The sequence below is a fragment of the uncultured Tateyamaria sp. genome, from assembly GCF_947504105.1.
In the GTDB taxonomy this organism is placed as follows: Bacteria; Pseudomonadota; Alphaproteobacteria; order Rhodobacterales; family Rhodobacteraceae; genus Tateyamaria.
Genome location: NZ_CANNGP010000010.1, coordinates 1 through 25,385, shown reverse-complemented (window position 1 = coordinate 25,385; position 25,385 = coordinate 1). Strand labels below are relative to the sequence as shown.

The 25,385-nt window shown below is 58.6% G+C and carries 26 protein-coding genes; 17 read left to right on the top strand and 9 right to left on the bottom strand.

The annotated features are described in order from the left end of the window. The first annotated feature begins 54 nt into the window (after positions 1-54). From Q1A75_RS08795 to Q1A75_RS08785, 3 genes are all read left to right on the top strand, one after another. Positions 55-510 carry a DUF1801 domain-containing protein gene (locus tag Q1A75_RS08795; RefSeq protein WP_299547659.1) on the top strand — a complete coding sequence of 152 codons (456 nt, stop codon included), beginning with the start codon at positions 55-57 and terminating at the stop codon, positions 508-510. Positions 511-541: 31 nt separating this feature from the next. Then, positions 542-1,867, top strand: a complete 1,326-nt coding sequence (gene gltX, locus Q1A75_RS08790) for a glutamate--tRNA ligase (protein WP_299547662.1) — start codon at positions 542-544, stop codon at positions 1,865-1,867. Positions 1,868-1,996: 129 nt separating this feature from the next. Then, a complete protein-coding gene (locus Q1A75_RS08785; protein ID WP_299547742.1) occupies positions 1,997-3,331 on the top strand; it encodes an MATE family efflux transporter in 1,335 nt (444 codons plus the stop codon). Here the strand turns inward: Q1A75_RS08785 and Q1A75_RS08780 are convergent. The 4 genes from Q1A75_RS08780 to Q1A75_RS08765 form a co-directional block, all read right to left on the bottom strand. Beyond that, positions 3,311-3,850 (bottom strand): gamma-glutamylcyclotransferase family protein, encoded by a 540-nt coding sequence (locus tag Q1A75_RS08780; protein WP_299547665.1) that lies wholly within the window; start codon positions 3,848-3,850, stop codon positions 3,311-3,313. The two genes, Q1A75_RS08785 and Q1A75_RS08780, sit on opposite strands and share 21 nt — an antisense overlap. After that, a complete protein-coding gene (locus Q1A75_RS08775; protein ID WP_299547668.1) occupies positions 3,847-4,716 on the bottom strand; it encodes an inositol monophosphatase in 870 nt (289 codons plus the stop codon). Before Q1A75_RS08775 ends, Q1A75_RS08780 begins: the two co-directional genes overlap by 4 nt. Before the next feature lie 67 nt (positions 4,717-4,783). Then, complete coding sequence (locus Q1A75_RS08770) at positions 4,784-7,312, bottom strand: FtsX-like permease family protein (RefSeq protein WP_299547671.1); 2,529 nt, start codon at positions 7,310-7,312, stop codon at positions 4,784-4,786. Then, positions 7,309-8,001, bottom strand: coding sequence for an ABC transporter ATP-binding protein (locus tag Q1A75_RS08765; RefSeq protein ID WP_299547674.1), 693 nt, complete (start codon positions 7,999-8,001; stop codon positions 7,309-7,311). Before Q1A75_RS08765 ends, Q1A75_RS08770 begins: the two co-directional genes overlap by 4 nt. 50 nt (positions 8,002-8,051) lie before the next feature. Here Q1A75_RS08765 and Q1A75_RS08760 point away from each other — a divergent pair, with 50 nt between their 5' ends. Both Q1A75_RS08760 and Q1A75_RS08755 read left to right on the top strand, forming a co-directional pair. Beyond that, positions 8,052-8,687 (top strand): arylesterase, encoded by a 636-nt coding sequence (locus Q1A75_RS08760; protein ID WP_299547677.1) that lies wholly within the window; start codon positions 8,052-8,054, stop codon positions 8,685-8,687. A gap of 2 nt (positions 8,688-8,689) precedes the next feature. After that, complete coding sequence (locus Q1A75_RS08755) at positions 8,690-9,304, top strand: SOS response-associated peptidase (RefSeq protein ID WP_299547680.1); 615 nt, start codon at positions 8,690-8,692, stop codon at positions 9,302-9,304. Between the two features lie 209 nt (positions 9,305-9,513). On the opposite strand, the gene Q1A75_RS08750 is transcribed toward Q1A75_RS08755, so the two are convergent. Next, positions 9,514-9,720: a cold-shock protein gene (locus tag Q1A75_RS08750; RefSeq protein WP_299152221.1), complete on the bottom strand. Its 207-nt coding sequence runs from the start codon at positions 9,718-9,720 to the stop codon at positions 9,514-9,516. A gap of 292 nt (positions 9,721-10,012) precedes the next feature. Between Q1A75_RS08750 and Q1A75_RS08745 the strand changes: the two genes are divergently transcribed. Continuing rightward, the gene (locus tag Q1A75_RS08745) at positions 10,013-11,335 is read left to right on the top strand and encodes an NAD(P)-dependent oxidoreductase (protein ID WP_299547685.1); all 1,323 of its coding nucleotides are present in this window, start codon (positions 10,013-10,015) and stop codon (positions 11,333-11,335) included. 15 nt (positions 11,336-11,350) lie between these two features. After that, a complete protein-coding gene (gene preA, locus Q1A75_RS08740; protein ID WP_299547688.1) occupies positions 11,351-12,655 on the top strand; it encodes an NAD-dependent dihydropyrimidine dehydrogenase subunit PreA in 1,305 nt (434 codons plus the stop codon). 29 nt (positions 12,656-12,684) lie between these two features. On the opposite strand, the gene Q1A75_RS08735 is transcribed toward preA, so the two are convergent. Continuing rightward, on the bottom strand, positions 12,685-13,296 hold the full coding sequence (locus Q1A75_RS08735) for a TetR family transcriptional regulator C-terminal domain-containing protein (RefSeq protein ID WP_299547691.1): 612 nt from the start codon (positions 13,294-13,296) through the stop codon (positions 12,685-12,687). A gap of 159 nt (positions 13,297-13,455) precedes the next feature. Between Q1A75_RS08735 and Q1A75_RS08730 the strand changes: the two genes are divergently transcribed. From Q1A75_RS08730 to Q1A75_RS08685, 10 genes are all read left to right on the top strand, one after another. Then, positions 13,456-14,706: a Zn-dependent hydrolase gene (locus Q1A75_RS08730; RefSeq protein WP_299547745.1), complete on the top strand. Its 1,251-nt coding sequence runs from the start codon at positions 13,456-13,458 to the stop codon at positions 14,704-14,706. Then, positions 14,703-15,023, top strand: a complete 321-nt coding sequence (locus tag Q1A75_RS08725; RefSeq protein WP_299547694.1) for a hypothetical protein — start codon at positions 14,703-14,705, stop codon at positions 15,021-15,023. The genes Q1A75_RS08730 and Q1A75_RS08725 overlap by 4 nt, the downstream gene beginning before the upstream one ends. A 67-nt stretch (positions 15,024-15,090) precedes the next feature. After that, positions 15,091-16,551 (top strand): dihydropyrimidinase, encoded by a 1,461-nt coding sequence (gene hydA, locus Q1A75_RS08720; RefSeq protein ID WP_299547697.1) that lies wholly within the window; start codon positions 15,091-15,093, stop codon positions 16,549-16,551. After that, entirely contained in the window at positions 16,551-17,195 is a 645-nt protein-coding gene (locus Q1A75_RS08715; protein ID WP_299547700.1) for a DUF2268 domain-containing putative Zn-dependent protease, read from the top strand. The genes hydA and Q1A75_RS08715 overlap by 1 nt, the downstream gene beginning before the upstream one ends. Continuing rightward, positions 17,192-17,974 (top strand): ABC transporter ATP-binding protein, encoded by a 783-nt coding sequence (locus Q1A75_RS08710; protein WP_299547703.1) that lies wholly within the window; start codon positions 17,192-17,194, stop codon positions 17,972-17,974. The genes Q1A75_RS08715 and Q1A75_RS08710 overlap by 4 nt, the downstream gene beginning before the upstream one ends. Before the next feature lie 69 nt (positions 17,975-18,043). Then, positions 18,044-18,976, top strand: coding sequence for an ABC transporter permease subunit (locus Q1A75_RS08705; protein ID WP_299547706.1), 933 nt, complete (start codon positions 18,044-18,046; stop codon positions 18,974-18,976). Further along, a complete protein-coding gene (locus Q1A75_RS08700) occupies positions 18,973-19,812 on the top strand; it encodes an ABC transporter permease (RefSeq protein ID WP_299547709.1) in 840 nt (279 codons plus the stop codon). Before Q1A75_RS08705 ends, Q1A75_RS08700 begins: the two co-directional genes overlap by 4 nt. Positions 19,813-19,839: 27 nt before the next feature. Continuing rightward, positions 19,840-20,826, top strand: coding sequence for an ABC transporter substrate-binding protein (locus Q1A75_RS08695; RefSeq protein ID WP_299547712.1), 987 nt, complete (start codon positions 19,840-19,842; stop codon positions 20,824-20,826). A gap of 118 nt (positions 20,827-20,944) precedes the next feature. Beyond that, a complete protein-coding gene (locus tag Q1A75_RS08690; protein ID WP_299547714.1) occupies positions 20,945-21,208 on the top strand; it encodes a hypothetical protein in 264 nt (87 codons plus the stop codon). Positions 21,209-21,583: 375 nt separating this feature from the next. Beyond that, complete coding sequence (locus Q1A75_RS08685) at positions 21,584-22,543, top strand: polysaccharide deacetylase family protein (protein WP_299592082.1); 960 nt, start codon at positions 21,584-21,586, stop codon at positions 22,541-22,543. A gap of 74 nt (positions 22,544-22,617) precedes the next feature. On the opposite strand, the gene Q1A75_RS08680 is transcribed toward Q1A75_RS08685, so the two are convergent. The 3 genes from Q1A75_RS08680 to Q1A75_RS08670 form a co-directional block, all read right to left on the bottom strand. After that, on the bottom strand, positions 22,618-23,739 hold the full coding sequence (locus tag Q1A75_RS08680; RefSeq protein WP_299547720.1) for an HEXXH motif-containing putative peptide modification protein: 1,122 nt from the start codon (positions 23,737-23,739) through the stop codon (positions 22,618-22,620). Beyond that, the gene (locus tag Q1A75_RS08675) at positions 23,736-24,899 is read right to left on the bottom strand and encodes a radical SAM protein (RefSeq protein WP_299547723.1); all 1,164 of its coding nucleotides are present in this window, start codon (positions 24,897-24,899) and stop codon (positions 23,736-23,738) included. The genes Q1A75_RS08680 and Q1A75_RS08675 overlap by 4 nt, the downstream gene beginning before the upstream one ends. A gap of 63 nt (positions 24,900-24,962) precedes the next feature. Continuing rightward, complete coding sequence (locus Q1A75_RS08670; protein ID WP_299547727.1) at positions 24,963-25,187, bottom strand: hypothetical protein; 225 nt, start codon at positions 25,185-25,187, stop codon at positions 24,963-24,965. Between the last annotated feature and the right edge of the window lie 198 nt (positions 25,188-25,385).

Sequence of the window (25,385 nt, the reverse complement as noted above, 5' to 3'; positions counted from 1 at the left end):
TCATAGTCACGCGTCACAACGCAGGGTGGTCTGTTCATTTTTGCGAGAGGTGCCATGGCTGCCGCTAAAACCAAGGTTCTGTCGGTCAGTTTTTCCCAGTGGGTGGCGGGTGTCGAGCCTGACAACCGACGCAATGAGGCGCGCCAACTGGATGGGCTGTTTCGCCGTTTTACCGGGTTTGAACCGCAGGTGTGGACCGGCGGCATCGTGGGATATGGGGCTTATGACTACACCTATGCCTCTGGTCGGTCAGGCACGTGGATGGCCACCGGATTTGCCCCACGCAAGGCGAGGCTCAGCATCTACATCATGCCCGGCTACGCGGATTTCACCCCCATACTTGATCGGCTCGGACCGCATGCGACAGGCAAGTCCTGTCTTTACATCACGCGACTTGAACGCGTGGATCCGGATGTTCTGGGCGAACTGATTACGGCGGGATTGCGCGATCTTGCAACCCACTGGCCGGTGCGGTCACGGGCCGAACTGGACAAGGCGCGGCCCCTGTGACAAGGCAGGCGGCAAGAGTCCGGAGATCGCCATGACCACCACCCGTTTTGCCCCGTCCCCCACCGGTTACCTACATATCGGCAACCTGCGGACAGCCTTGATGAACTACCTGATCGCGCGCAAGGCCGGTGGGACATTCATCCTGCGTATCGATGATACCGACCCCGAGCGGTCAAAGGAAGAATATGTCGATGCGATCAAACAGGACATGGAATGGCTGGGTCTGCATTGGGACCGAGTTGAGCGGCAGTCGGACCGTCTGGATCGCTATGCTGCCGCTGCTGACAAGCTACGCGAGATTGGGCGCTTCTACGAGGCGTTCGAGACACCAACCGAGCTGGACCTTAAGCGCAAGAAGCAACTGAACATGGGCAAGCCGCCGGTGTACGACCGGGCTGCCCTGGCGCTGAGCGATGAGGAAAAGGCCGCCCTGCGTGCCGAGCGCGGGCAGGGCGTGTGGCGCTTCAAACTGGATCATGAGCGTATCGAATGGACTGACGGCATTATCGGGGATGTCAGCATTGATGCTGCAAGCGTATCCGACCCGGTGCTGATCCGTGGGGACGGTCAGGTGCTGTACACCATCGCGTCCGTTGTTGATGACACCGAAATGGGTGTGACGGATGTGGTTCGCGGATCGGACCATGTGACCAATACAGCAACGCAAATCCAGATCATCGAGGCGCTGGGCGGCACCGCGCCGCGCTTTGCCCACCATTCGCTTTTGACAGGCCCGCAGGGCGAGGCGTTGTCGAAGCGTCTGGGCACACTGGCGCTGCGCGACCTGCGTGCTGGCGGCATGGAGCCAATGGCGATCCTCAGCCTGCTGGCCCGTCTTGGGTCGTCGGACCCGATAGAGTTGCGCACCGACATGGAAAGTCTGATCGAAGGCTTTGATGTTGGCCGTTTCGGCACCGCGCCAACCAAATTCGACGTGGCTGACCTTGCGCCACTGACAAGCCGTTATTTGCAGACCCTTTCGGTTGAGGCGGTGAAGGCCGACCTTGATGCTGCGGGGGTGCCTGCCGATCAGCAGGAGGCGTTCTGGTCCGTGATCCGCGAAAACATAGACACGCGAGCTGACATTGCCACATGGTGGGCGCTGTGCCGCAACGGGGCTGAGCCGGTGATCGAAGATGAGGACAAGGATTTCGTCGCTGAGGCCATGACCCTTCTGCCCGAGGGCCCATTTGACGATGGCACATGGAGCGCGTGGACCGGAGCGGTAAAAGCGGCGACGGGTCGCAAGGGGCGTGGCCTGTTCATGCCCTTACGCCTTGCCCTGACCGGGCAACGACATGGGCCTGACATGGGCTCACTCATGCCGCTTTTGCAGGTTGTGAAGGCCCGCGCATGATCCCGGCGGAGGGCGCTTTGAAAAAGCGACCCTCCGAGGGAGATTTTTGGGGAACAGAGAAGAGACGGGCTTGTAGCTGAGACTCAGGCCAAGTTCCTGTCCGGATCGCTGTTACGGCATGTGACATTGATGTCTTTGACCTCGACCATCGGGTTGATGGCTGTTTTCCTGGTCGACTTCATCGATATGGTTTTCATTTCGATGCTGGGCAAGGCCGAACTTGCTGCGGCCGTTGGCTATGCCGGGTCGATCCTGTTTTTTACCACCTCGTTTTCCATCGGCATGGCAATTGCGGTAGGCGCGCTGGTGGCGCGCGATCTGGGGTCGGGGGATATAGGCCGTGCAAGGGCGCGGAGTGCGCATGGCCTGACCTATGGCATTGGTTTTAGCGTGCTGTTTTCGGTGTTCGTCTGGTGGAACATTCCAGCCTTCGTAGCTTGGATCGGAGCAACGGGTGAGACGACGACATTGGCTGAAGGATATCTGCGCATCATCGTCCCTTCCCTGCCGTTTCTGGTGGCTGGCATGATGGGCAGCGCGATCTTGCGGGCGCATGGCGATGCACGCAGAGCCATGATGGCGACGATCTGGGGTGGTGGGGTAAATGCCGTTCTGGACCCGATCCTGATCTTTGGTTTGGGGCTGGACCTGACCGGCGCGGCGCTGGCATCCGTCGCGGCGCGTGTCGCCATTGGCATAGCCGCGCTGTTGCCGATCTTACGCCATCACGGCGGATTGCCCCGCCCCAATCTGCGCGGGATGGCGCGCGATCTTTGGCCGCTTGTCACAATTGGGTTTCCAGCCATCCTGACCCAGTTCGCGACACCCGTAGGGCAGGCCATCGTAACCCGATCCATGGCGCAATATGGTGTGGAAGCGGTGGCGGGCATGGCCATTATAGGTCGTCTTATGCCCCTCTCCTTTGCCGTGATCTTTGCCTTATCGGGGGCTGTCGGCCCGATACTGGGGCAGAACTATGGTGCTGGGCGACATGACAGGGTGCAGACCGGATTCAATGCGGCGCTTATCTTTGCCGGGGTCATGATTTTCGTGATTGCAGGCGTTCTGTTCGTATTGCGTGGCCCGATCGCTGATCTCTTTACCGCAACCGGCTTGACGCGCGAGCTGTTGTTTCTGTTTTGTGGACCATTGGCGCTGCTCTTCTTCTTCAACGGAGTGCTGTTCGTGTCCAATGCCGCGTTCAACAACCTCGGGCACCCGTTCTATTCCACAGGGATGAATTGGGGCCGCAACACCGTTGCGATGATCCCGCTGGTCTGGCTGGGTGCGCAGCTTTTCGGAGCGCCGGGTGTGCTGATCGGGCAGGCGTTGGCGGGTGTCGTCTTTGGCGCTGTTTCGTGGGTGCTGGCTTCGCGAGTGATCGCAGCCGACGGTGAGGCGGTTACCCGTGACAGTTTTGGCCGCGAGGGTCGGCTTTTGTCCCTATTGAACCTGCGCAAGTAGCTTGTCAGTGAGTGCACGTTCCGCCACCGTCAGCTGTTGTGCGCGAGGGTACAGTGGTGCAGCGCGGTCATCATGCAAGGGTGTGTCCCACCCATCGGTCGTGGCAAAGAAGTGCTCTGCGCCCGCTTCTCCGAACTCGCGATGGAACCCTTGTACGACGACGTCCAGATAACTCAGCAGAATGCGATGATCGCCATCCTTGCGTTGGGCAGCGGTTGGGACCTGATATACCGCGATGTCGCTGGCCGCGGCCTTGTGTTGAACGGAGCGGGTTGCATCGATCCGGTCATAGCCTGTTTCGCGCTGATCCAACGCGGCCCAATCCGCGCGAGGGACAGAAGCGATCAATCCGTCGATACGGTTCCCCTGCACTGGGTGCACGGACAGGAAAACAACCTCGCGCAACGCGGTGCGAACCCAGATGCGTCGCCAGCCTTCCAAGGTTGCATGCTGGGCGTGCGGATAGTCATGCGTGGCACGGTTGACGAGGCTGCCATAACCAAAAAACCAAGGTGTCATGTGTCAGACATCAGGTCGGCAAAATGCGCCGCAGCTACGCCCCAGACTTCTGGTGACGAAGCCGCAAGCAGGTAACCCGTTTTGACCGTCGCATTGTAGTCCGATCCATCCAGCATCGCGGCCTTGCCGCCTGCTTGCTGACAGATCAACACGCCAGCCGCGTGGTCCCAGCTGTTGAGGTGGCCAGACAGGACAAAGTCCACGGCACCGGTCGCCAACAAACGGTATTCATGGGCCGAGCAGCGCAACGATCCGATAAAGGCAATCGCGCCGACCTTGGTCCACATCAGAGCGCGATCCGCGGGCGGCATAAGACGGATGTGGGCGTAGCCCGCCAACTGGTTCAGAGGTTTGGTCATGGCCGTTTGGATCGCCCGCATACGTCCAGTCTGGGTCTGCCATTGCGCGGGCGACGTGTTGTCGGCAAGGATCAGATCGTCACCGACCGGGTCATAGATCAGGCCGAACACAGGCTGCCCGAACCGGCACACCGACACCATCGTGCCGAACAACGGCATGCCTTTGGCAAAGTTCCAGGTGCCATCGACCGGATCGATGATAAAACTTAGCTCCGCCTCCCCTACACCGTCTAGTAGATCAGGCTTTGCTGACACCGCCTCTTCCCCGATCACCAATGCGTGGGGGAACGCCATTTGGAGGCCGCGGGTAATCATGGCCTCGGCTGCCGTGTCGGCTTGGGTCACAAGGTCTGTTTCATCCCGTTTGGTGTCGATCTCTCCCGCATCGAGGCGGCGGAAGCGCGGCATGATTTCTGCACGCGCGGCGCGACGGATCAGGTTGATGATCTGTGTTTTCTGGGCCTGAGACAGGGGGGCGGTCACGGGCATGGGCAACTGATCAGTCATGACAACGTCCTCGATTCCAATACTTGTGCTTGGTTTGCCATGCTTTGCTGCGGTGCCGCAACGTGACTCATTCACGTCCCCGCAACACGTGTGCCGGGCGTGCCGCCAGCGGGCCCCAAGCGAAGGCAAGGCCAGCCACGAGCGTTGCTGCGATGCCCCCAATGATGATCGCAAGGGCAGACGGCCAGATCACCGTGAAATCGGTTTCCATTACGTAAGTGCTGACCGCCCAACCTCCTGCGATCCCGGCAGCCAGGGCCACTGTGCCCGCTCCAAGGCCCAAAAGTGCGGCGCGTGTGGCGAAGCTGATCAGGATGCTTTGGCGGGTGGCCCCCAGCGTCTTCAGTACCGCCGCCTCGTAGGTACGTGCCTGCGTGCCTGCCGCAGCCGCCCCGATCAGGACGAGGAACCCGGTCAGCAGCGTGGCCGCAGCGCCATAGGACGTCGCGGCCGCGAGGCCGGAGAGGACTTCGCTTACACGGTCGATGGCGTCACGGACGCGGATGGCGGTCACGTTGGGATAAGCATTTGCGATATCGCGCAGAATCTGGGTTTCGGCGGTGTCCTCGGCATAAACGGTCGAGATGAAGGTGTGGGGCGCGCCCTGCAAAGCGGATGGGTTCATGGACAGAATGAACCCGATGCCAGCGGTCGAAAAGTCGACCTCGCGGAACGATGTGATCGTGCCCATGATATCTCTGCCAAGGATGTTGATGGTCATACTGTCTCCGATGGACAGGCCCATCTCTTCGGCTTCCTCGGCGGCAAAGCTGATTTGCGGCGCGCCGGTGTAGCCTTCGGGCCACCATTCGCCCGCCGTGATACGCGTGTTTTCAGAAGGTGCTTCGGAATATGTGATGCCCCGATCGCCAGACAGCACCCAGTGATCGCCTGCGACATCGGCGGCCCGCTGTCCATTGATCTGCGTGATGATCCCCCGCAGCATCGGTGCACTGTCTATACGGCTGACGGCTGGGTCACTTTCCAAACGCTCAGTATAGCCCAGCATCTGGTCGCGCTGGATGTCGACGAAGAAGTAGCTGGGCGCGACCTCGGGCAGGTTTCCGGTGATGGCGTTGCGCAGGTTGCCATCGATCTGCCCAACCGCGGCAAGGACTGACAGGCCAAGGCCCAGGGACAAGACGACAGAGGCGGCACCTTCGCGAGTTCCCGAGATGGCACCAAGCGCCCATCGCAGGGCTGGGCGTCCCTTGGCCCGGGGCGCGATCTTGCGCGACAGCCAGCGGATCAGGGTGGCCGCAAGGGCGAGTAGGAAAAGCGCAAATGCGATGCCGCCTGCAGTCCAAAGGGTCAGCCGCCACGTGCCCGAGAACACACCGGCAAGACCAATCAGCGCACCAAGGCCAAGCCCCATCCAAAGCAGGTACCCCAGCCGGGGCAGTAACCGGGTCTTGTCCAGCGCATCGCGAAACAGGGTGGCGGCCCGCACATCTTCAGCCCGGGCCAGCGGCCACAAGGTAAAAACAAAGGCTGTCAGAAGTCCGTAGATCGCCGCTTCGATCAGTGGAGCTGGGTAGACCGTAAAACTGGCAGGGATCGGCAGCCGCGCTTCGATAATAGGGGCAAGGGCGAGGGGAGTAAGTGCGCCCAAGGCAAGGCCGATGGCGATGCCCAGCAAGGACAGCACACCGATCTGTATAAAATAGGTTTGGAAGATGGTCCGTCGCTCAGCTCCGAGCGTGCGCAGCGTCGCGATGACGGATGTCTTGCCCGCCAGATAGGCACGCACCGCCGCCGATACACCCACTCCGCCTACAGCCAGGCCCGAAAGCCCCACGAGGACGAGGAAGGCACCCAGCCTGTCCACGAACTCGGCCACTCCGGGGGCGCCGTTGCGCGCGTCTGTCCACCGCATGCCGGTGGCTTCGAATTGATCGCGCGCCTCTTCTTCGAGCGTGGCAAGGTCTGTGTTGTCGGACAGATCAAGACGGTACTTGGAGTTGAACAGCGTCCCGGGTGCGAGCAGTTGCGCGTTCTCAAGCGCGCTGCGCAGCACGATGGTGCGCGGTCCTAGACCAAAGCCACCAGCCGCGCTGTCAGGTTCGCGGACCAGCGTCGCCATCAGCACGAAGTCTTGCGTGCCAAGGCGGAAAGAATCCCCAGTCGTCAGGCCCAGTCGATCAATCAGCGCGCGCTCCATAACAGCGCCAGGCAGGCCATCTGCGCCAGCAAGCGCGTCGGGCAGTTCAATTTCAGGGTCCAGGTCCACAGTGCCGACCACTGGATAGGCGCCATCGACCGCCTTGATCTGCGTCAGCCCGCGTTCCGTATCCCCGTTCTGGTCGACGACTGCCATGGAACGGAAATCGGCGATCTCTGAAACGTTGTCCGCGACATTTTCCATCCACGCGCGTTCGACGTCCGTGGCAAAGCGGTAGGTGAAGTCCAGTTCGGCATCGCCACCCAGCAAGGCTGCGCCTTCGCGCTCCAGCCCGGCCTCAATGGCGGAGCGGACAGATCCGACGGCTGCGATGGCAGCCACGCCAAGGGAGAGGCAGGCCAGGAAGATGCGAAAGCCGCGCAGGCCCCCGCGCAATTCGCGGCGGGCAAAGCGGGCAGATGTTGCGATGCTCATTCCGCGGCGGCCTTCACCGGCCCTTCGATCCGGCCATCGGCCAGGCGGATCACGCGGTCGCAGCGTGATGCAAGCTCGGGCGCGTGGGTAACCAGCACCAGCGTTGCACCGTGCCGGTCGCGCAGGGCAAAAAGAAGGTCCATGATGGCTTGTCCATTGGCACCGTCAAGGTTCCCGGTGGGTTCATCTGCCAGCAGGATTTCCGGTCGCGTGACCAGGGCGCGTGCCAGTGCAACGCGCTGTTGTTCGCCACCAGACATCTGGCTGGGATAATGACCGCTGCGATGGGCAAGACCCACGGCTTCCAGCTCTGCCTCGGCCCGGTCGAATGCGTCGCGAGCACCAGCCAGTTCCAACGGTGTTGCCACGTTTTCAAGAGCGGTCATGGTCGGGATCAGGTGAAAGCTTTGAAAGACAACGCCCATATGACCGCGGCGAAAACGGGCAAGTGCGTCTTCGTTCATGTGTGTCAGGTCCTGGCCAAGTGCGGAGACGGAGCCGCCGGTCGCACGCTCCAACCCACCCATAACCATGAGCAAGGATGATTTGCCGGACCCTGACGGGCCCACCAGCCCGACTGTTTCGCCCTTGCCTATTTCTATGGTTATGCCGTGCAGGATATCGACCCGACCGGCATTGCCATCGAGGCTGAGTGCTGCATTTTTTAGTGATAGGGCTGGATCGGACATGCTCGGTCGCCTTTATATCGTCTACGGGGTCATATGGAGATCGGATCAACATGGGCAAGGTGACAGGTGCAATTGTCGTAAGTCTGTTGGCTGGGATGGTGTGGGCCGAACCGGTGACCATTGCAGCGTTGGGCGATAGCCTGACCCAAGGCTATGGTCTGCCGATCGAACAGGGTTTTGTACCGCAGCTCGAGGCATGGTTGGCGAATGCCGGCCATGATGTCACCCTGATCAATGCTGGCGTGTCTGGCGATACGACCCAAGGCGGGTTCAGCCGGGTTGCGTGGACGCTGACGCCAGAGGTGGACGCGATGATTGTCACGCTTGGAGGCAACGATCTGTTGCGCGGGATCGGGCCAGAGGTCAGCCGCGCCAACCTGGAAGGCATCGTGCAAACCGCACGTGATGCCGGGGTGGAAGTATTGGTTGTGGGGATGCAAGCGCCGGGCAACTATGGCCCCGATTACAAACAGGCGTTTGACGCTATGTACCCGGAAATCGCCGAGGAGTTCGATACGCTTTATGTCGACAGCTTCTTTACAGGTCTCGGAGGTTCAGAGATCGATCCGGCTGATGCGCGCTCTTTCATGCAGTCCGACGGTGTCCACCCGAATGCCGAAGGTGTTGCACAGATCGTCGAGGGGCTGGGACCAAGCGTACAGGCCCTTATTGCGCGGGTTGAATAGACATGCCGGGGCGGTTTTTCTTCACGGATCCCGTGTCAGATTTGAGTGACACGCTTGGTGTCCCCGCGGGGACAGTCGACAATGAACCCGCCCGCCAGAACATCGCGCCCAGCCAGGAGATCATTGTATTTGACGGTGTATTGAAACGGATGCGGTGGGGTATCGTGCCGGTTGGGCGTGTGAATGCCCGCGGCCGCCCGGTGATGGAGCAGATTATCAACGCACGGTCAGAGACAGTTTTTGACAAGTCGGCGTTTGATGGCGTCGGCCGCGCCGTGATCCCGGTCAATGGTTGGTACGAATGGACCGGAGAGAAGCGGAAGAAGACGGCTTGGCGGATTGCGCCCAAAGGGGGCGGGTTCCTGTATTTTGCAGCGATCACGGATGTCTGGACAGCGCCGGGTGGCTTGCAGGTGCCGCAGGTGGCCGCCGTGACCTGTGAGCCGAATGCCGATGTGGCCCCGATCCATCATCGCATGGGCGTATTGTTGAGACGTGAGGATATGGATGTGTGGCTGGGGGACGATCTGGGTGCTGCAAAGGCGTTGATGGTGCCATGGCCAGCTGGGCGGTTGAGTATCGAAGAGGCAGTTGGAGTGAACTGGGGCGAACCATGATCCGATTGCCGCTGCGCGACGCCATTCTTTAGGGGCTCTGCCCCGTCGCTGTCGCGACTCCCCGCGGTATTTTCCACCAGAAGAAACTGGGCGACAGGCACAGGCGCAGTGCGTCTTCAAGCCCCTGCTCGAAGTGTCTTCGGTCCCAAAACAAAGGGCGGCGCACCATGGGGATGCACCGCCCGAAAATTCCCGTATCGCGCGGCCAATCAGGCCAGAGCGATGTTCACCGCGCTCTCGCGGCCGTCACGACCAGCTTCGAGGTCAAAGGTGACCTTTTGGTTGTCGGCCAGGCCAGTGAGACCCGAACGCTCGACTGCCGAGATGTGAACAAAGATGTCTTTGCCGCCATCTTCGGGTGCAATAAAGCCGTAACCTTTGGTGGTGTTGAACCATTTGACGGTGCCGTTGGCCATCGTCGTTACTCCTATGTGGTGCTGCCCGCGACATGCGGCAGCCGTGGCGTTGTCATGAGATCGAGTGACTGAGCCGATAGGAGCAGTGGGTCGATAGATGATGTAGCACGGCGACATATGGCACCGTTTTGCTGCATTGCAAGGCTTTCCCCAAGGCTTTTCGGATTCCGGCAAAGTGCCGCTTCTTTGTGCAAACGTGTGCATTACGGGCGGAGTTCACTTTTTTACCAGTTGATAAAATTTTGAACCTGTGAGACCGTTTCAGGCAAATGATTGTTGCGATGGAGCGGACATGACGCAATCTCCTTTCTCACCGGGTGTGGCGGCGGGCCGTCTGGATGATGCAGCATATTCCGAGAATTTTTCGGAACTGCATCCGGCCCTTGATCCGCATGAGGCGCTTGTCGCGGCCGATCGCTGCTACTTCTGTCATGATGCCCCCTGCATCACGGCGTGCCCAACCGACATCGACATTCCGCTTTTCATCCGTCAGATCGCGACCGGCACGCCTGACGCTGCCGCCAAGACGATCCTGAGCCAGAACATCATGGGTGGTATGTGCGCCCGCGTATGCCCGACCGAAACGCTGTGCGAGGAAGCATGTGTGCGCGAGATGGCCGAGGGCAAACCGGTCAAGATCGGTCAACTGCAGCGGTATGCGACGGATCATTTGCAACAACAGGGCATCCACCCGTTCTCCCGCGCTACGGTCACCGGCAAGACGGTGGCCGTGGTGGGAGCGGGTCCGGCAGGCCTCTCTTGTGCGCACAGGCTCGCGATACTGGGTCATGACGTGACTGTCCATGATGCACGGCCCAAGCCCGGGGGGCTGAATGAATATGGCATCGCGGCTTACAAGACGCCCGAGGGCTTCGCGCAGGCAGAAGTCGACTGGCTGCTTCAGATCGGTGGCATCACGCTTGAGCATGGCAAGGCACTGGGGGCGGATGTAACCCTTGATCAGTTACAATCGGATTTCGACGCGGTTTTCCTTGGGATGGGGTTGGGGGGCGTGAATGCGCTGGATGTAGAAGGTGGTGACAAGGCGGGTGTTTCGGACGCCGTCGACTTCATTGCCGATGTGCGGCAGTCATCCGATCTGGGCGCGCTGCCCGTTGGACGCGATGTTGTGGTCATCGGCGGGGGCATGACGGCTGTCGACGCTGCCGTCCAATCCAAGCTGTTGGGCGCGTTGAATGTGACGCTCGCCTACCGGCGTGGCCGCGACCGGATGAACGCGAGCGTTTTTGAGCAGGATCTTGCGGCCTCCAAGGGGGTGCGGATTATGACAAACGTGGTGCCCAAGGCTGTGCACGGCAATGGCGCGGTGCGAGAGATCGAATTCGAGTACGTGACTGACGACATGGCTGGCACTGGTGAAACCGTGCGCATTCCTGCGGATCAGGTGTTGCGTGCCATTGGCCAGACGTTGGAAAGCAACGGGCTGCCCGATCTGGAAATGGGTAAGATTGCCGTGACGGGTTCCGGCCGCACGTCGGTCGACGGTGTCTGGGCCGGGGGCGACTGCGCCTTGGGTGGTGATGACCTGACAGTGACGGCCGTGGCCGAAGGGCGCGATGCGGCGATGGATATTCATGCAAGCCTGATGGGCTGACCGGAGGAGAGATAGATGGCAAACCTTCAAAGCAATTTCATCGGGATCAAGTCCCCCAACCCGTTCTGGCTGGCTTCGGCTCCGCCGACCGACAAGGAATACAATGTCCGTCGCGCATTCGAGGCTGGGTGGGGCGGTGTTGTCTGGAAAACGCTGGGCGAGGCGGGACCGCCCGTCGTCAACGTCAATGGCCCGCGATATGGAGCCATCTATGGCGCGGATCGGCGGCTTTTAGGTCTGAACAACATCGAACTGATCACGGATCGCCCCCTTGAGGTGAACCTTCAGGAAATCAAAGCGGTCAAACGGGATTACCCTGACCGGGCTATGATCGTGTCGCTGATGGTTCCGTGCGAGGAAGATCCCTGGGCTCGCATTCTGCCGCTCGTCGAGGAGACAGGTGCGGACGGTGTTGAGCTGAACTTCGGGTGCCCGCACGGGATGTCTGAACGGGGTATGGGGTCTGCTGTGGGGCAGGTGCCTGAATACATCGAGATGGTGACGCGGTGGGTGAAGAAACACACGCGCATGCCCGTGATAGTCAAGCTGACACCAAACATTACCGATGTTCGCAAGCCAGCTTCTGCCGCTAAATCGGGCGGCGCCGACGCCGTGTCGCTGATCAACACGATCAACTCGATCACATCTGTAGATCTGGATCTGTTTTCGCCGGAACCCACGATTGATGGCAAAGGTGCGCACGGAGGCTATTGTGGTCCGGCGGTGAAGCCTATCGCCCTGAATATGGTGGCCGAGATCGCGCGTGATCCTTCGCTGCGTGATGTGCCTATCAGCGGCATTGGAGGGGTGACCACTTGGAAGGACGCGGCGGAGTTTCTTGCCCTTGGCGCTGGCAATGTTCAGGTCTGCACGGCGGCCATGACTTACGGTTTCAAGATCGTGCAAGAGATGATTTCGGGCCTGTCTGACTACATGGACGACAAGGGCTTCGCATCTGTGGATGAACTGGTAGGCCGTGCTGTCCCGAACGTGACGGACTGGCAGTATCTGAACCTAAACTACGTGAGTAAAGCGAAGATCGACCAGGATCTTTGCATGTCTTGTGGCCGCTGTTATGCGGCGTGCGAAGACACCTCGCACCAGGCGATTTCGATGTCGGAGGATCGCGTGTTCGAAGTGATCGACGATGAATGCGTGGCGTGCAACTTGTGTGTCAACGTGTGCCCGGTCGAGCACTGTATCACTATGGAAGCGATGGAGCCGGGCCTTACTGACCCCCGTACGGGCAAGTTGGTTGAGCCAGACTATGCCAACTGGACCACACACCCCAACAATCCATCAGCCACTGCGGCGGAGTAATACTTCGGACCACAAATCTCGGGACGTTTTCAAGGCGTGAGCAGACTGCGATACATTTGATCCAGAAACTGCGCGGCGCTGTCATGTGGATCGTCATCTAAAAGTACGCGGACTTGTGTGTCGAAATCGGCGTAGTGCTGTGTGGTGGCCCAGATCGAAAACACAAGATGGCGCGGGTCGACCTGTGCGAGTTTACCATCATTCATCCAAGTCTGAATGACGGCGCATTTCTCGTTCAAGAGTGGTTTCAGATCTGCGCGCAAATGTGGCAGCATCCTTGGTGCGCCTTGCAGGATCTCGCCCGCGAAAAGGCGGCTTTCGCGGGGCAGATCACGGGACATGTCGAGCTTACGTTGTACGTAGTCCAAAAGCTCGGTCAGCGGATCGCCGGCGGCATCCATCTCGACCAGAGGGTCCAGCCACGTCTCCATCAACTGGTTCAGCAGGGTGACGTGTATCTCTTCTTTACCGGTGAAGTAGTAAAGGATGTTGGGCTTCGAAAGACCTGCCGCTTCCGCAATCTGGTCAAGCGTTGCGCCGCGATACCCATGGGCCGAAAAGACATCTAGTGCAGCATCAAGGATCAGGCTGCGGTTGCGCATCTGAATGCGGCTGGGTTTTTTCGACGTACCGTCGGGCATGGTTGATCCTAGTGTCTAGGTCTGCTGCAAGTCTAGGCAGATGCGTGTCGCTTGGGCAATTCTGTTCAAAGCAGTTCTTGACAGAAAAGCGTTGGCTGGCAATCGTAGCTTTACCAATTGGTCAAAAAGTGGATGACCATCGGCAAAAGGGGACATCACATGGCGGCACCGGGCGAAAATCTTCGGATCAACGGAGATCGGCTGTGGGATAGCTTGATGGAGATGGCCAAGATCGGACCGGGGGTGGCCGGTGGCAACAACCGCCAGACTCTTACGGATGAAGATGCTGAGGGCCGCGCGCTGTTTCAGTCGTGGTGCGAGGCGGCAGGGTGTACCATGGGCCTGGACCAGATGGGCAACATGTTCGCACGACGTGAGGGCGCAGACCCGGATGCGCTGCCGGTCTATGTGGGCAGCCACCTCGATACACAGCCCACCGGTGGCAAATATGACGGCGTGCTTGGTGTGCTTGGCGGACTGGAGATTATTCGAACGCTCAACGACTTGGACGTTAAGACGAAGCATCCGATCGTTGTTACCAACTTCACCAACGAAGAAGGCACGCGCTACGCCCCCGCGATGTTGTCGTCCGGGGTGTTCGCCGGCATCCACACACAGGACTGGGCCTATGACCGCGCGGATGCGGAGGGCAAGAAGTTTGGTGATGAGTTGAAGCGCATCGGCTGGCGCGGTGACGAAGAGGTTGGCGCCCGCAAGATGCACGCGTTTTTCGAGCTGCATATCGAACAAGGGCCCATTCTGGAGTCCGAAAACAAGGACATTGGCGTTGTCACCCACGGCCAGGGGCTGAGCTGGACTGAGGTCACGATCACCGGCAAGGACAGCCACACCGGCTCGACGCCGATGCCGATGCGTAGGAATGCGGGGCTCGGCATGGCGCGCGTGCTAGAGAAGGTTGATGAGATCGCGTGGTCGCACAAACCCCATGCGGTGGGCGCCGCGGGTCATATCGACGTCTATCCGAACTCGCGCAACGTGATCCCAGGCAAGGTTGTGTTCACCGTCGATTTCCGTTCACCCGAGCTTGAGGTGATCGAGGATATGGAGACGCGGCTGCGCCTCGAAGGCAAGAGGATTGCGGCCGAGATGGGGCTCGAGATTACCTTTGAGAAGGTCGGCGGCTTCGATCCCGTGGCCTTTGACGATGGGTGTGTGACTGCCGTGCGCGACGCCGCCGAGCGGTTGGGCTACAGCCACCAGAACATCATTTCGGGGGCCGGGCATGATGCGTGCTGGATCAATCAGGTGGCACCCACCGCAATGGTCATGTGCCCTTGCGTGGATGGCCTCAGCCACAATGAAGCGGAAGAGATATCCAAGGAGTGGGCCTCAGCCGGTGCCGACGTTCTGATGCATGCAGTTGTGGAAACGGCGGAGATCGTCGGGTGATAGACCCGGACCTCAGCCTTGCCGACCGCATCGCCGATCTGGTGGCCGCGGAATCGCTGGATGCGCCGCGCGGGACGGAGGCGGAGCGAACGCTTGTTCAGGCCTTTGCGGACGCTCTGGTGCAGCCGTTTGAGACGACGGTGAATTTTAGCGGTGGCATCACGCAGCGCTGCTGGACCGTGACGCGCAGCGATGGCGCCTATCGCGTGGTATACTTGCCCCGCGCAGGGTACTTTTCGCTATGTGTGGAGAGTGATTTCGGGCCTTTGGATATTGGGGTGCATGGGCCGGCGTTGGGGTGTTTTGCTTCTGTTTGACTGGGGCGCTGCCCCAGACCCCGTGGTATTTTCAGTCAGAAGAAACGGCTGACAGAGGAGAGATGACATGACCAAGGTGATCAAGGGCGGGATGGTCTGTACGGCGGACCGGACGTGGAAAGCGGATGTGCTGGTCGAAGGTGAGACCATCAAGCAGATTGGCGAGGATTTGGTGGGTGACGAGTATATCGACGCTGAAGGTGCCTATGTCATCCCCGGCGGGATAGACCCGCACACCCATCTGGAAATGCCGTTTATGGGCACCACCGCAGCCGAGACCTTTGAGTCTGGCACATGGGCCGCCGCCGTTGGCGGGACCACGATGATCGTCGATTTCTGCCTGCCGGGTGCCGATGGGTCGATCAAGAACGCCATCAATGAGTGGCACCGCAAGTCCGCGCCGCAGATCTGTTCTGATGTTGGTTATCACATGGCCATCACCGGCTGGGACGAGAGCATCTTCAACGAGATGAAGGATGCCGTCGACATGGGCGTCAATTCCTTCAAGCACTTCATGGCCTACAAAGGCGCCTTGATGATCGAGGATGACGAGATGTTCGCGTCCTTCAAGCGCTGCGCCGAGTTGGGTGCGCTACCCATGGTCCATGCCGAGAACGGCGATTTGGTGGCCGAGATGCAGCAGAAGTATTTCGATCAGGGGATCACGGGGCCGGAGGGCCACGCCTATTCTCGCCCACCCGAGTTTGAGGGTGAGGCGGCCAACCGCGCCATTACGATCGCCGACGCGGCGGGCGTGCCGCTTTACATCGTACACGTGTCTTGCGAGCAGGCGCACGAGGCGATCCGGCGCGCCCGGCAGAAAGGGATGCGTGTCTATGGCGAGCCGCTGATCCAGTTTCTGACGCTGGATGAGAGCGAGTATTTCAACACCGATTGGGACCACGCTGCCCGTCGCGTAATGTCGCCGCCCTTCCGGTCGAAGGAACATCAGGATTCGCTCTGGGCCGGTTTGCAGGCGGGGTCGCTGCAGGTTGTGGCGACAGACCATGCGGCGTTCAACACCGAGCAGAAGCGCGCGGGTCGCGATGACTTCCGCATCATTCCTAACGGGTCGAACGGGTTGGAGGAGCGGCTGGCGGTGCTGTGGACCGAAGGTGTGGAAACAGGGCGTCTGACGCCAAACGAATTTGTTGCAACCACATCCACGAACGTTGCGAAGATTCTGAATATCTATCCCAAGAAGGGCGCGATTGTCGAAGGTGCGGACGCAGATATCGTGGTTTGGGATCCAAAGATTAGAAAGACCATCTCGCCCACCAACCACCATTCGGTTCTGGACTATAACGTGTTTGAGGGGTTCGAAGTGAAAGCGCAGTCGCGCTATACGCTGAGCCGGGGCGAGGTGATCTGGGCCTGGGGGCAGAACTCGCAACCCGCACCAGGACGGGGTAAATTCGTGCCGCGCCCTGCGTTCCCGAGCGCTTCAGTGGCGCTGTCGAAGTGGAAGGCGCTGACCGCACCCAAGATGATCGAGCGCGATCCACTGAATATTCCGGCGGGGATTTGATGGGGTCACCTTGGCATATCCATGTTGCGGATGCGCGCGGAAGGTTGGAGCCATGGCGCAGCACAATCGAAGCCGCAATAGATCGGACACATAGCCGCGTGTCAGCACATGTAGATGTCGGTGCTGTCGACATTGTGGTTCAGGATGGCGCGCGCGTGATCCGAGAACGTGGCCATGTGGGGTACGCGCCAACCGGGTGGTTGATCCACCTGACCTTCGATCCAGAGTGTGCAGCGTTCGAAGACAACCTTGGCGAACCGCTTGAGCGTACATTGGCCCATGAAATCAATCACGTGTTGCGCGGGCGTGGCCCTGGTTATGGGTCAACATTAGGTGAAGCGCTGACCAGCGAAGGTCTTGCTGGCGTATTTGTCCGTGAGCTCTTTGGCTCTCCACCCGAACCCTGGGAAATGTCACGCGACGGCGATGTCACGCCGGTTGATGATGTGCTTGAAGGCTGGGACAAGAGTTATGACCATGCCGCGTGGTTCTTTGGAGCTGGGCGCTACCCGGCTTGGACAGGCTATCGCTTAGGATATCGTATTGTCACTTACCACATTGATCATATGGACGAGGACATCGTTGCTTTGACTCAAGCGCCCGCACCACATTTCAAAACGTCTGCACGACTGGCTCTACAGTGACTGAAAAATCCGTAATTCAAGCCAACGCGCTCGATCTGACCTTTCAAACAAATGATGGCCCGGTTCACGCTTTGAAAGGTGTGTCGCTGGATATCGGGAAGGGCGATTTTGTATCGTTCATCGGCCCGTCGGGTTGTGGCAAGACCACCTTTCTGCGCTGCATGGCCGATCTGGAACAACCAACAGGCGGCGGCATCACCGTGAACGGCACCACGCCCGAAGAGGCGCGCAAGGCGCGGGCTTATGGCTATGTGTTTCAGGCGGCGGGGCTGTATCCTTGGCGGACGATCGGGCGGAATATCTCGCTGCCGCTTGAGATCATGGGATATTCGAAGGTCGAGCAAGCCGAACGCGTGGCGCGAACATTGGAGTTGGTAGAGCTATCAGGCTTCGAGAAGAAGTTTCCGTGGCAGTTGTCAGGCGGGATGCAGCAACGTGCATCGATAGCCCGTGCCTTGGCCTTTGATGCCGACATTCTGCTGATGGACGAACCCTTTGGTGCGCTCGATGAGATTGTGCGGGATCATTTGAATGAGCAGCTGTTGCAGCTTTGGGCCCGGACGGAGAAGACCATCGCCTTTGTCACCCACTCGATCCCCGAGGCGGTATATCTGTCGACAAAGATCGTGGTGATGTCGCCACGACCGGGCCGCATCACGGATGTTATTGAAAGCACGCTGCCAAAAGAAAGACCGCTGGATATCAGGGAAAGCCCCGAATTTCTGGAAATCGCGCACAGGGTGCGAGATGGTTTGCGGGCGGGCCATGCCTATGACTGAGCGTCGGCCTGGTGGACAGCCACTCCACGGGGAAAGTCTGTTTGGCGAGATGAAGCAGGGGATGTCTTGATGCGATCATTGCTGCCTGTCTTGACTGTTTTGACCGTGATTGTTGGCATCTGGTATCTGGCTGTGGCGCCCATGAACGTGCGGGTGGCGCTGGATCAGGCCGAGCGGGCCGGGGACGCTATTGTGCCCGAAGGATCCGTGCCGCGGCGTGAGATCTCGGTGTGGCGCCTGATGCTGGACAATTCCAAGCATGTTGGACTGGGCTATGCGCTTGAGCGCCCGCGGTTGCCGACACCGGCACAGGTGGGTCAGGAGTTGTGGAAGACCACAGGTGCCATGATTGCCAAGGGGCGGCCATGGTCCAAACGCGGGCTGATCTACCATGGCTGGATCACCTTGCAATCAACGCTGTGGGGCTTTGCGCTTGGCACACTTCTGGGTATCGTGGGAGCTGTGGCAATCGTCTATTCCCGTACCGCGCAACTTAGCCTGATGCCCTGGGCCATCATCAGCCAGACCATTCCCATTGTGGCTTTGGCCCCCATGATCATCGTGCTGTCGTCCCAGTTGGGGATCGAGGGTCGCGGGGTGCCCAAGGCGATTATCTCGGCCTATTTGTGTTTCTTCCCGGTGTTGGTCGGAATGGTAAAAGGGCTGCGTGCGCCCCAATCGTCCCAGCTTGACTTGCTCCGGACCTACAACGCCAATAGCTTGCAAAGTTTCCTGCGCTTGCGACTACCGGCTTCGGTGCCCTATCTCTTTACCTCTCTCAAAGTCGGGATCGCGGCCGCATTGGTCGGCACCATTGTAGGCGAGTTGCCCACGGGCGCCATCAGCGGTCTAGGCGCCCGTATCCTGATCGGGGACCAGTTTGGGACACCGCTTGCTATCTGGTCAGCGTTGTTCGCGGCGGCCGTGCTGGCGGGCGCGCTAGTGACACTGCTTGATCTGATCCAGCGGCTGACCCTTAAACGCATGGGGATGGCGACATGAGTTGGCTTGTCCTTGCATTGCTGGTCTGGCTGGGTGGTTGGGCACTGAACACTTGGCTTGCGCGCCGAAGCGACAACAGGGTCGTCCGCATTGCTGTCCCGGTGATCTTTGGCGTGACCCTTTTGGTCGTTTGGGAGGCGCTGGTGCGCGGCTTTGGCATCTCGCCTGTGATCCTGCCCGCGCCGTCGACCGTGGCACAGACATTTGCCGGGTCCACCGATATATTGTTGATCGACTTCCGGCAGACTGTAGTCAAGGGAGCGTTGCGCGGGTTTGCCATCGGGGCCATCGCTGCCTTTGTCGCGGCAATCCTGATCGACAGGTCAGCTTTCCTGACAAGGGGGCTTCTGCCCATTGGCAACTTTGTCGCGGCCTTGCCCATCGTCGGCATCGCGCCGATCATGGTGAACTGGTTCGGCTTCGATTGGCAGTCGAAGGCAGCGGTTGTGGTGGTCATGGTCTTCTTTCCGATCCTCGTGAACAAGGTGCAGGGTTTGAACGAAGCCTCGGCCATGCAACGCGATCTGATGCGGACATATGCAGCCGGATACTGGCAAACCCTGTTCCGCCTGAGATTGCCCGCGGCAATGCCGTTCGTTTTCAACGGCCTGAAAATCGCCACCACGCTGGCCCTGATCGGGGCCATTGTTGCCGAATATTTCGGCTCCCCCACACGCGGTATGGGTTTCCGCATCTCGACCGGCGTGGGAAGCTTGAGCATTGACCTTGTCTGGGCTGAGATCGCGGTGGCAGCTTTGGCGGGCACGGCATTCTATGGCATCGTGGCCTGGATCGAAAAGCGGGTGACCTTCTGGCACCCGTCACAACGCGCATAAAAAACTGCAATCACCTTGGAGGGTATCATGAAGATCAAAGCAACATTCGGAGCCGCGGCACTATCGCTCGTTGCCAGTGCGGCCATGGCGGCAGATGATGTCACGCTGCAACTGAAGTGGGTCACACAAGCCCAGTTCGCGGGCTACTATGTGGCGCTGGAAAAAGGGTTCTATGGTGAGGAAGACTTGAACGTCACCGTCAAGCCTGGCGGTCCTGACATCGCGCCTACGCAGGTGCTGGCCGGTGGTGGTGCCGATGTGACGGTCGAGTGGATGCCAGCCGCCTTGGCTGCCCGTGAAAAGGGCCTGCCGATGGTCAATATTGCGCAACCGTTCAAGTCGTCCGGCATGATGCTGACCTGCCGCAAGGACGCGGGCGTTGAGACAACGGCAGACTTCCCGGGCAAGACGCTGGGTGTCTGGTTCTTTGGCAACGAATTCCCGTTCCTGTCCTGGATGAGCCAGCTTGAGATCCCCACCGACGGCTCGGATGCGGGTGTCGAAGTGCTGAAGCAGGGCTTCAACGTCGACCCGATACTGAACGGACAGGCGGCTTGTGTATCAACCATGACCTACAACGAATACTGGCAGGTGATCGACGCGGGCTTGTCGCCCGACGACCTGACTGTCTTCAAGTACGAAGACAATGGCGTCGCCACGCTGGAAGACGGGCTCTATGTGCTTGAAGAAAACCTGACCGACCCGGCTTTTGAGGACAAGATGGTGCGCTTTGTCCGCGCCTCGATGAAGGGCTGGAAATATGCCGAGGAAAACCCGGACGAAGCTGCCGATATCGTGCTGGAGTACGACGAGACCGGAGCGCAGACCGAAAAGCACCAGAAGCGTATGATGGGCGAGGTTGCCAAGCTGACAGCCGGATCAAACGGGGCGTTGTTGCCTGCGGACTACGAGCGGACAGTGCAATCGCTGCTGTCTGGCGGGTCGGACCCTGTGATTTCTGCTGCACCCGAGGGCGCGTGGACGCACCAGATCACCGATAAGGCACTGAAATAGAATCCGTTTTTACCTTGCAAGCAAAGGCCAGCCTATGGGCTGGCCTTTTTTGTCGCAGAATGTGGACTTGATCGTTGCACGCTCCATGTCGTGATCCGACAACAGGAGTGCGCATCACATGACACATATGGAAAATCTGCAACCGAGCCTTGATGAACAAGCACGCCAGGACGCCCGCTATCACGCGGCAATGGCGTCGATCAATCGCGCCAAGATGGGACGGGAACGCCAAGGATATGTCGTGATGGCGGCCGCCATGAACTACGGCGAAAGTGCACTTGGCAATGGTCGGTTCGCCAAGGTTAGCCATGCGGCGAAGCTATTTATGATCGCGTTTACATGCATGTTGCCTGTAGTTTTTGTCTGGGCCTACTTGCTGTAGTTCACGCCCGGGCTCCCTTGCGTTTCGATGGTGAAATGCGGTGATGTGGCTCTGACACAAGAATCTATCGGGCTACGTTTTGTCCGAACATCCACTCCGCTCACTCATTCTAAGTGACCTGGCGGCTTGGGGTCGCTAGTGCAGTGCGCCTTGCGAACCGAAAACTAATCCCCGCTGCTCGAAATGGGCAGTCTGTCCCCTTGTAGCAGGTAACCGGGATTTCCATTTGCCTATTGCCAACGCATTCCTGCTCGCCATGTTCAATTTCTGGACTTGTCATCGCGCTAATATGAAAAACTCCCCTCCGGAGAAATAGATCGGTTCAAGCGCAGTGGAGCCATATCAATGTTTCACTGTCAAATAAGAAACGAAGCTTTGCACAGACTCGCCGGTGCGTTGGGTGCCATCATTGTTGTCATGCACGTTACGGCAATCGGGGCAGCGGCTTCTCAGGAAACCAGTCAAGCTAATGAGGAACGACGCGAGATCGCCCTTAGTTTTGATGATGCACCACGATTGGACGGGACACTGCTCAGTGGGACGGATAGGACATCGCGGTTGATCGCTGAGCTGGCCCGTGCAGGTGTTGAAGGCGCAGGATTCTTTGTTCTAGCAGGTAACATCACGAAAGCGGAAAATGGTGCCGAGCGTCTCCGCGCGTATCAGGCCGCAGGTCATTTTCTGGCCAATCATACCGATACGCATCCCTCACTGAGTCGAACAAGCGCAGAAGAATTTTTGGCGGATGTTGATGTGGCGTCGGAAGCCTTGGCCAGCTTTGAAAACACTTTGGACCTCTTCCGTTACCCGTACTTGCAAGAAGGTGACGACAGAATAAAGCAGGCTGCTGTCGAAGATGGCTTGGCCGAGAGAGGCCTGCGAAACGGTTACATCACCGTCGACAACTATGATTGGTATCTTCAGGCTTTGGTAGATGAAGCCGTTGCGGCGAACCACCCATTGGACCTGAGTGTTCTGGGCCAGACATATGTTGAACTGCTGGTGGACACTGTTGAATTCTATGATTCAATTGCACAGGAAACATTAGCTCGATCACCCCGCCACGTTCTGTTGCTTCATGAAAATGATATTGCGGCCCTGTTCATATATGATCTCGTCTTAGGGCTGCGGGACGCCGGGTGGGATATCATACCACTGGACGCAGCCTACCAGGATGAGATCGCGGACAAGGTGCCCAACACACTGTTTCGTGGACAAGGTCGCGTCAGCGCCTTGGCGCATGCGGCGGGTCGCGCCCCGAGGGAGTTGGTTCATATTGCGGAGGACGAGTCTTATCTTCGCGCCTTGTTTGAAGAACGCGGGCTTGTGCCATAAGCGGATCGCTGACCGATCACTCGCAAAGTGAAACCCGGCCTAGCGCGCATGGCCGACAACAGATAACTTCCCACTTAGGCATCCGCGGCTACGCCCGGCATCGCGCAGATGCGCTCTTGTCTGCACGTGCGAAGCGTTGAGAAAATGGTGCGCCCCAATTCCGATAGGCCCTTGTTATTGTCGAGATAGCTTTCAAGCACGGCGACCTCTTGACTAAAACTCCTGTACCTATTGTGAGAAAGTTGGTCGCCGAGTGACATGTCGAACGCGCATTCGTAATAGGTCAGTACGTTGGCAAACGCATGATAGGCGATCAGTATCATATCAAGCGGTCGTTCACGACCAACGGGAGGCGAGAAATATCGACCGTTTTCCGTATCGGTTTTCATGGGGAAAACCCGGCAGGCAAGGTGAAAGTGTTGGTGAGCGCATTCGTGGATCAGCACCTCTCCTACTTCGAGCAACGAATTGGGTTGGGACATGTAGACCGTTCCTGATGTGTCGGACCAACTGCCCGAACAGGTGCGGTTTTCCAGCCGTTCTGTCAGGATTAATGTGCTGAGAAGGCGCCGAACCCAAATCTCATAACTTGGGTTGACCTTAGACATCAGGCTTATCCCCTCGGACACCTCGGCTGCCCATCCGTAATCGGCAATCTTTGATAGATTCAGCGGCACGGCCGGCGCACCATCGCGGCACAATGACTCTACCGTTTGTCTGGTTTCGACCATTGCGATTGACCCGTCTGAGGAGAGTGGCAAACCTGCATCCAGACCATGGACCGCAACCTGTCCATTCTCTTTGACCAGACGCACCGGACCTTTCGCCTTGTGTATCCGACCGTGATGCACAATGGGCAGCCCGCTCTTCAGTTCAAAAGCAAAGTCTACCTTGTCCAATCTGTCGCTCAGATCCAGCAGCAACCTTCCCACGCGCTCTTGATCGCAACCTCGGCCTTCGTCAAAGATACGCCTTCCAAGTTTTGAGATACTGGCGTGCCATGTTGCGCTCAATGGCTGCAACCGGTTCATCCAACCCTCAAGTGCGGGGGCCAGACTGTTGTGATTTGGATCCTCGATCATTCTGGATATTACAGAGTTTGCATAGCCTTGGACGACCAGACCGAACAAAGGGTCAGAACGGGCATTGTCGGCGCAGGCAAAGCATTCAAAAGCCGAGAAGTTCGGGGAGGTCATGCTGCAACCTCTTTTGTTTTGATCATGCTGGCAGGCAGGGAAGAGGTGATTGCCTCCCTGATGCGCGCAGATAGGGCAGAAAGTGTCTCGCAGTAGAGCGAGGTGTTGTCGAAACCTGTCCCATCCCAGCGATGAGGTAGGTAGCCTCCGTTACAGGCCGTGAACTCCGGGCATGATTTGCAAGCGGCGCACGGCGCCTGAACAAGGTCGACGTCAAGCTTGTCAACATGCTGATCCAGACTGGTGTCCCAGATGGTGATGAGATCAGTGCCGCTATACCCACCGCACACGCTGATCACATCCGAGATGCCGATGGCTCCGTTGGTTTCCACGACACATAAGGCACCAAGGTCTCCGCCCAATGCATCAAGTTCAGGTTTGTACCCCAGATGCGCGCGGATCATCATCTCGAAGAAACGGATATGCGGTGCATCTCCGTCCAGCGCCCACCAACGCTCGAACGCGTCCAGCATATACTTTGTATAGGGCTCGGGGCCGGTCCATCCGTCAGGCGGGTTGGCTCGGTTGCCAAGAGGAAGCAACAGGTCGGCAAACATTATGTCGTTTTCCACCAACCAGTCTATCATATCTGCGCCCGGGATCGTCGGGTCGATCACGGCCAGGCAGCCATGCGTAAACGGCCTATCCGGATGGGACTTCACCGACGAAAGGCGACGCAACACATCGTTGGTTGAGCCTTTGCCATTGTGGTAGAACCGCTTCTGGTCCGCGAATTCGGCAGGGCCATCAACACTGATACCTACGGCAACCGCGTGTTCTGCCAGAATATCGCTCCACTCCTGATCCAGCAGTGTGCCATTGGTCTGCATCAGGAATTTGATGGACAGGGGCGCGCAGGCAGTGCGGATCCGATTGATGATCTCGACAAACCTGGTCTTGCCCACGAGCATGGGTTCGCCACCGTGAAGCTCTATGACAAACTCGTCAATTGTGTATCGTGCGCAATGCTCGACGATGAGTTTGCAGACCTGATCAATAACATCGTTTCCCATCTGCTTGGGACGCGATTTCCAGCTATCATCGCCTCGGTTGTACACGTAGCAATAAGAGCAATTGAGATTACAACGCTGATGGATCTTCAAAATTATCCAACGCAACGGCGCGCGATCAGGCACTGCCCGAAAGGACGTGCTATTCATATCGATCAACCTTTAAAAAAATTTGGGCCGAACCAGATCAGCTATCTGGCCCGACCAATCCGGTTAGCGGTTTCCGGGGTTCACTCGCGCCGCCAAGGCGGCCGCTGCAACTGCGTCCGAGTGATTTGTATGATTGGAGCCGTGGCTGTCATACATCGCGGTGGGATCAGCCTTTGCCTGAATGTCCTGCACAATACGGCCCATAATCATGCTTTGAATTTTTTGAAGGTCAGCCAAAGAAGCGGTATCAACATCAAATTTTAGGTTCTTACGATCAAGGTCGGCCATGTCATCAGTTCCTTTAATATTCGTTGTTTCAATAAGCGTATTCTAACATATTTTTGGCTCTTTTCGTAGGCTGCGGCCGCAAGATTGGATTTGTGAGACAACCCAACCGGTTGGGGCTTTGAGAGGTGGTCCTAGATTTTCGACCAATTTGCAGCCGGTTTAAGATGGATCAGGGGTTCATTTAGGCTGCTATTCTCA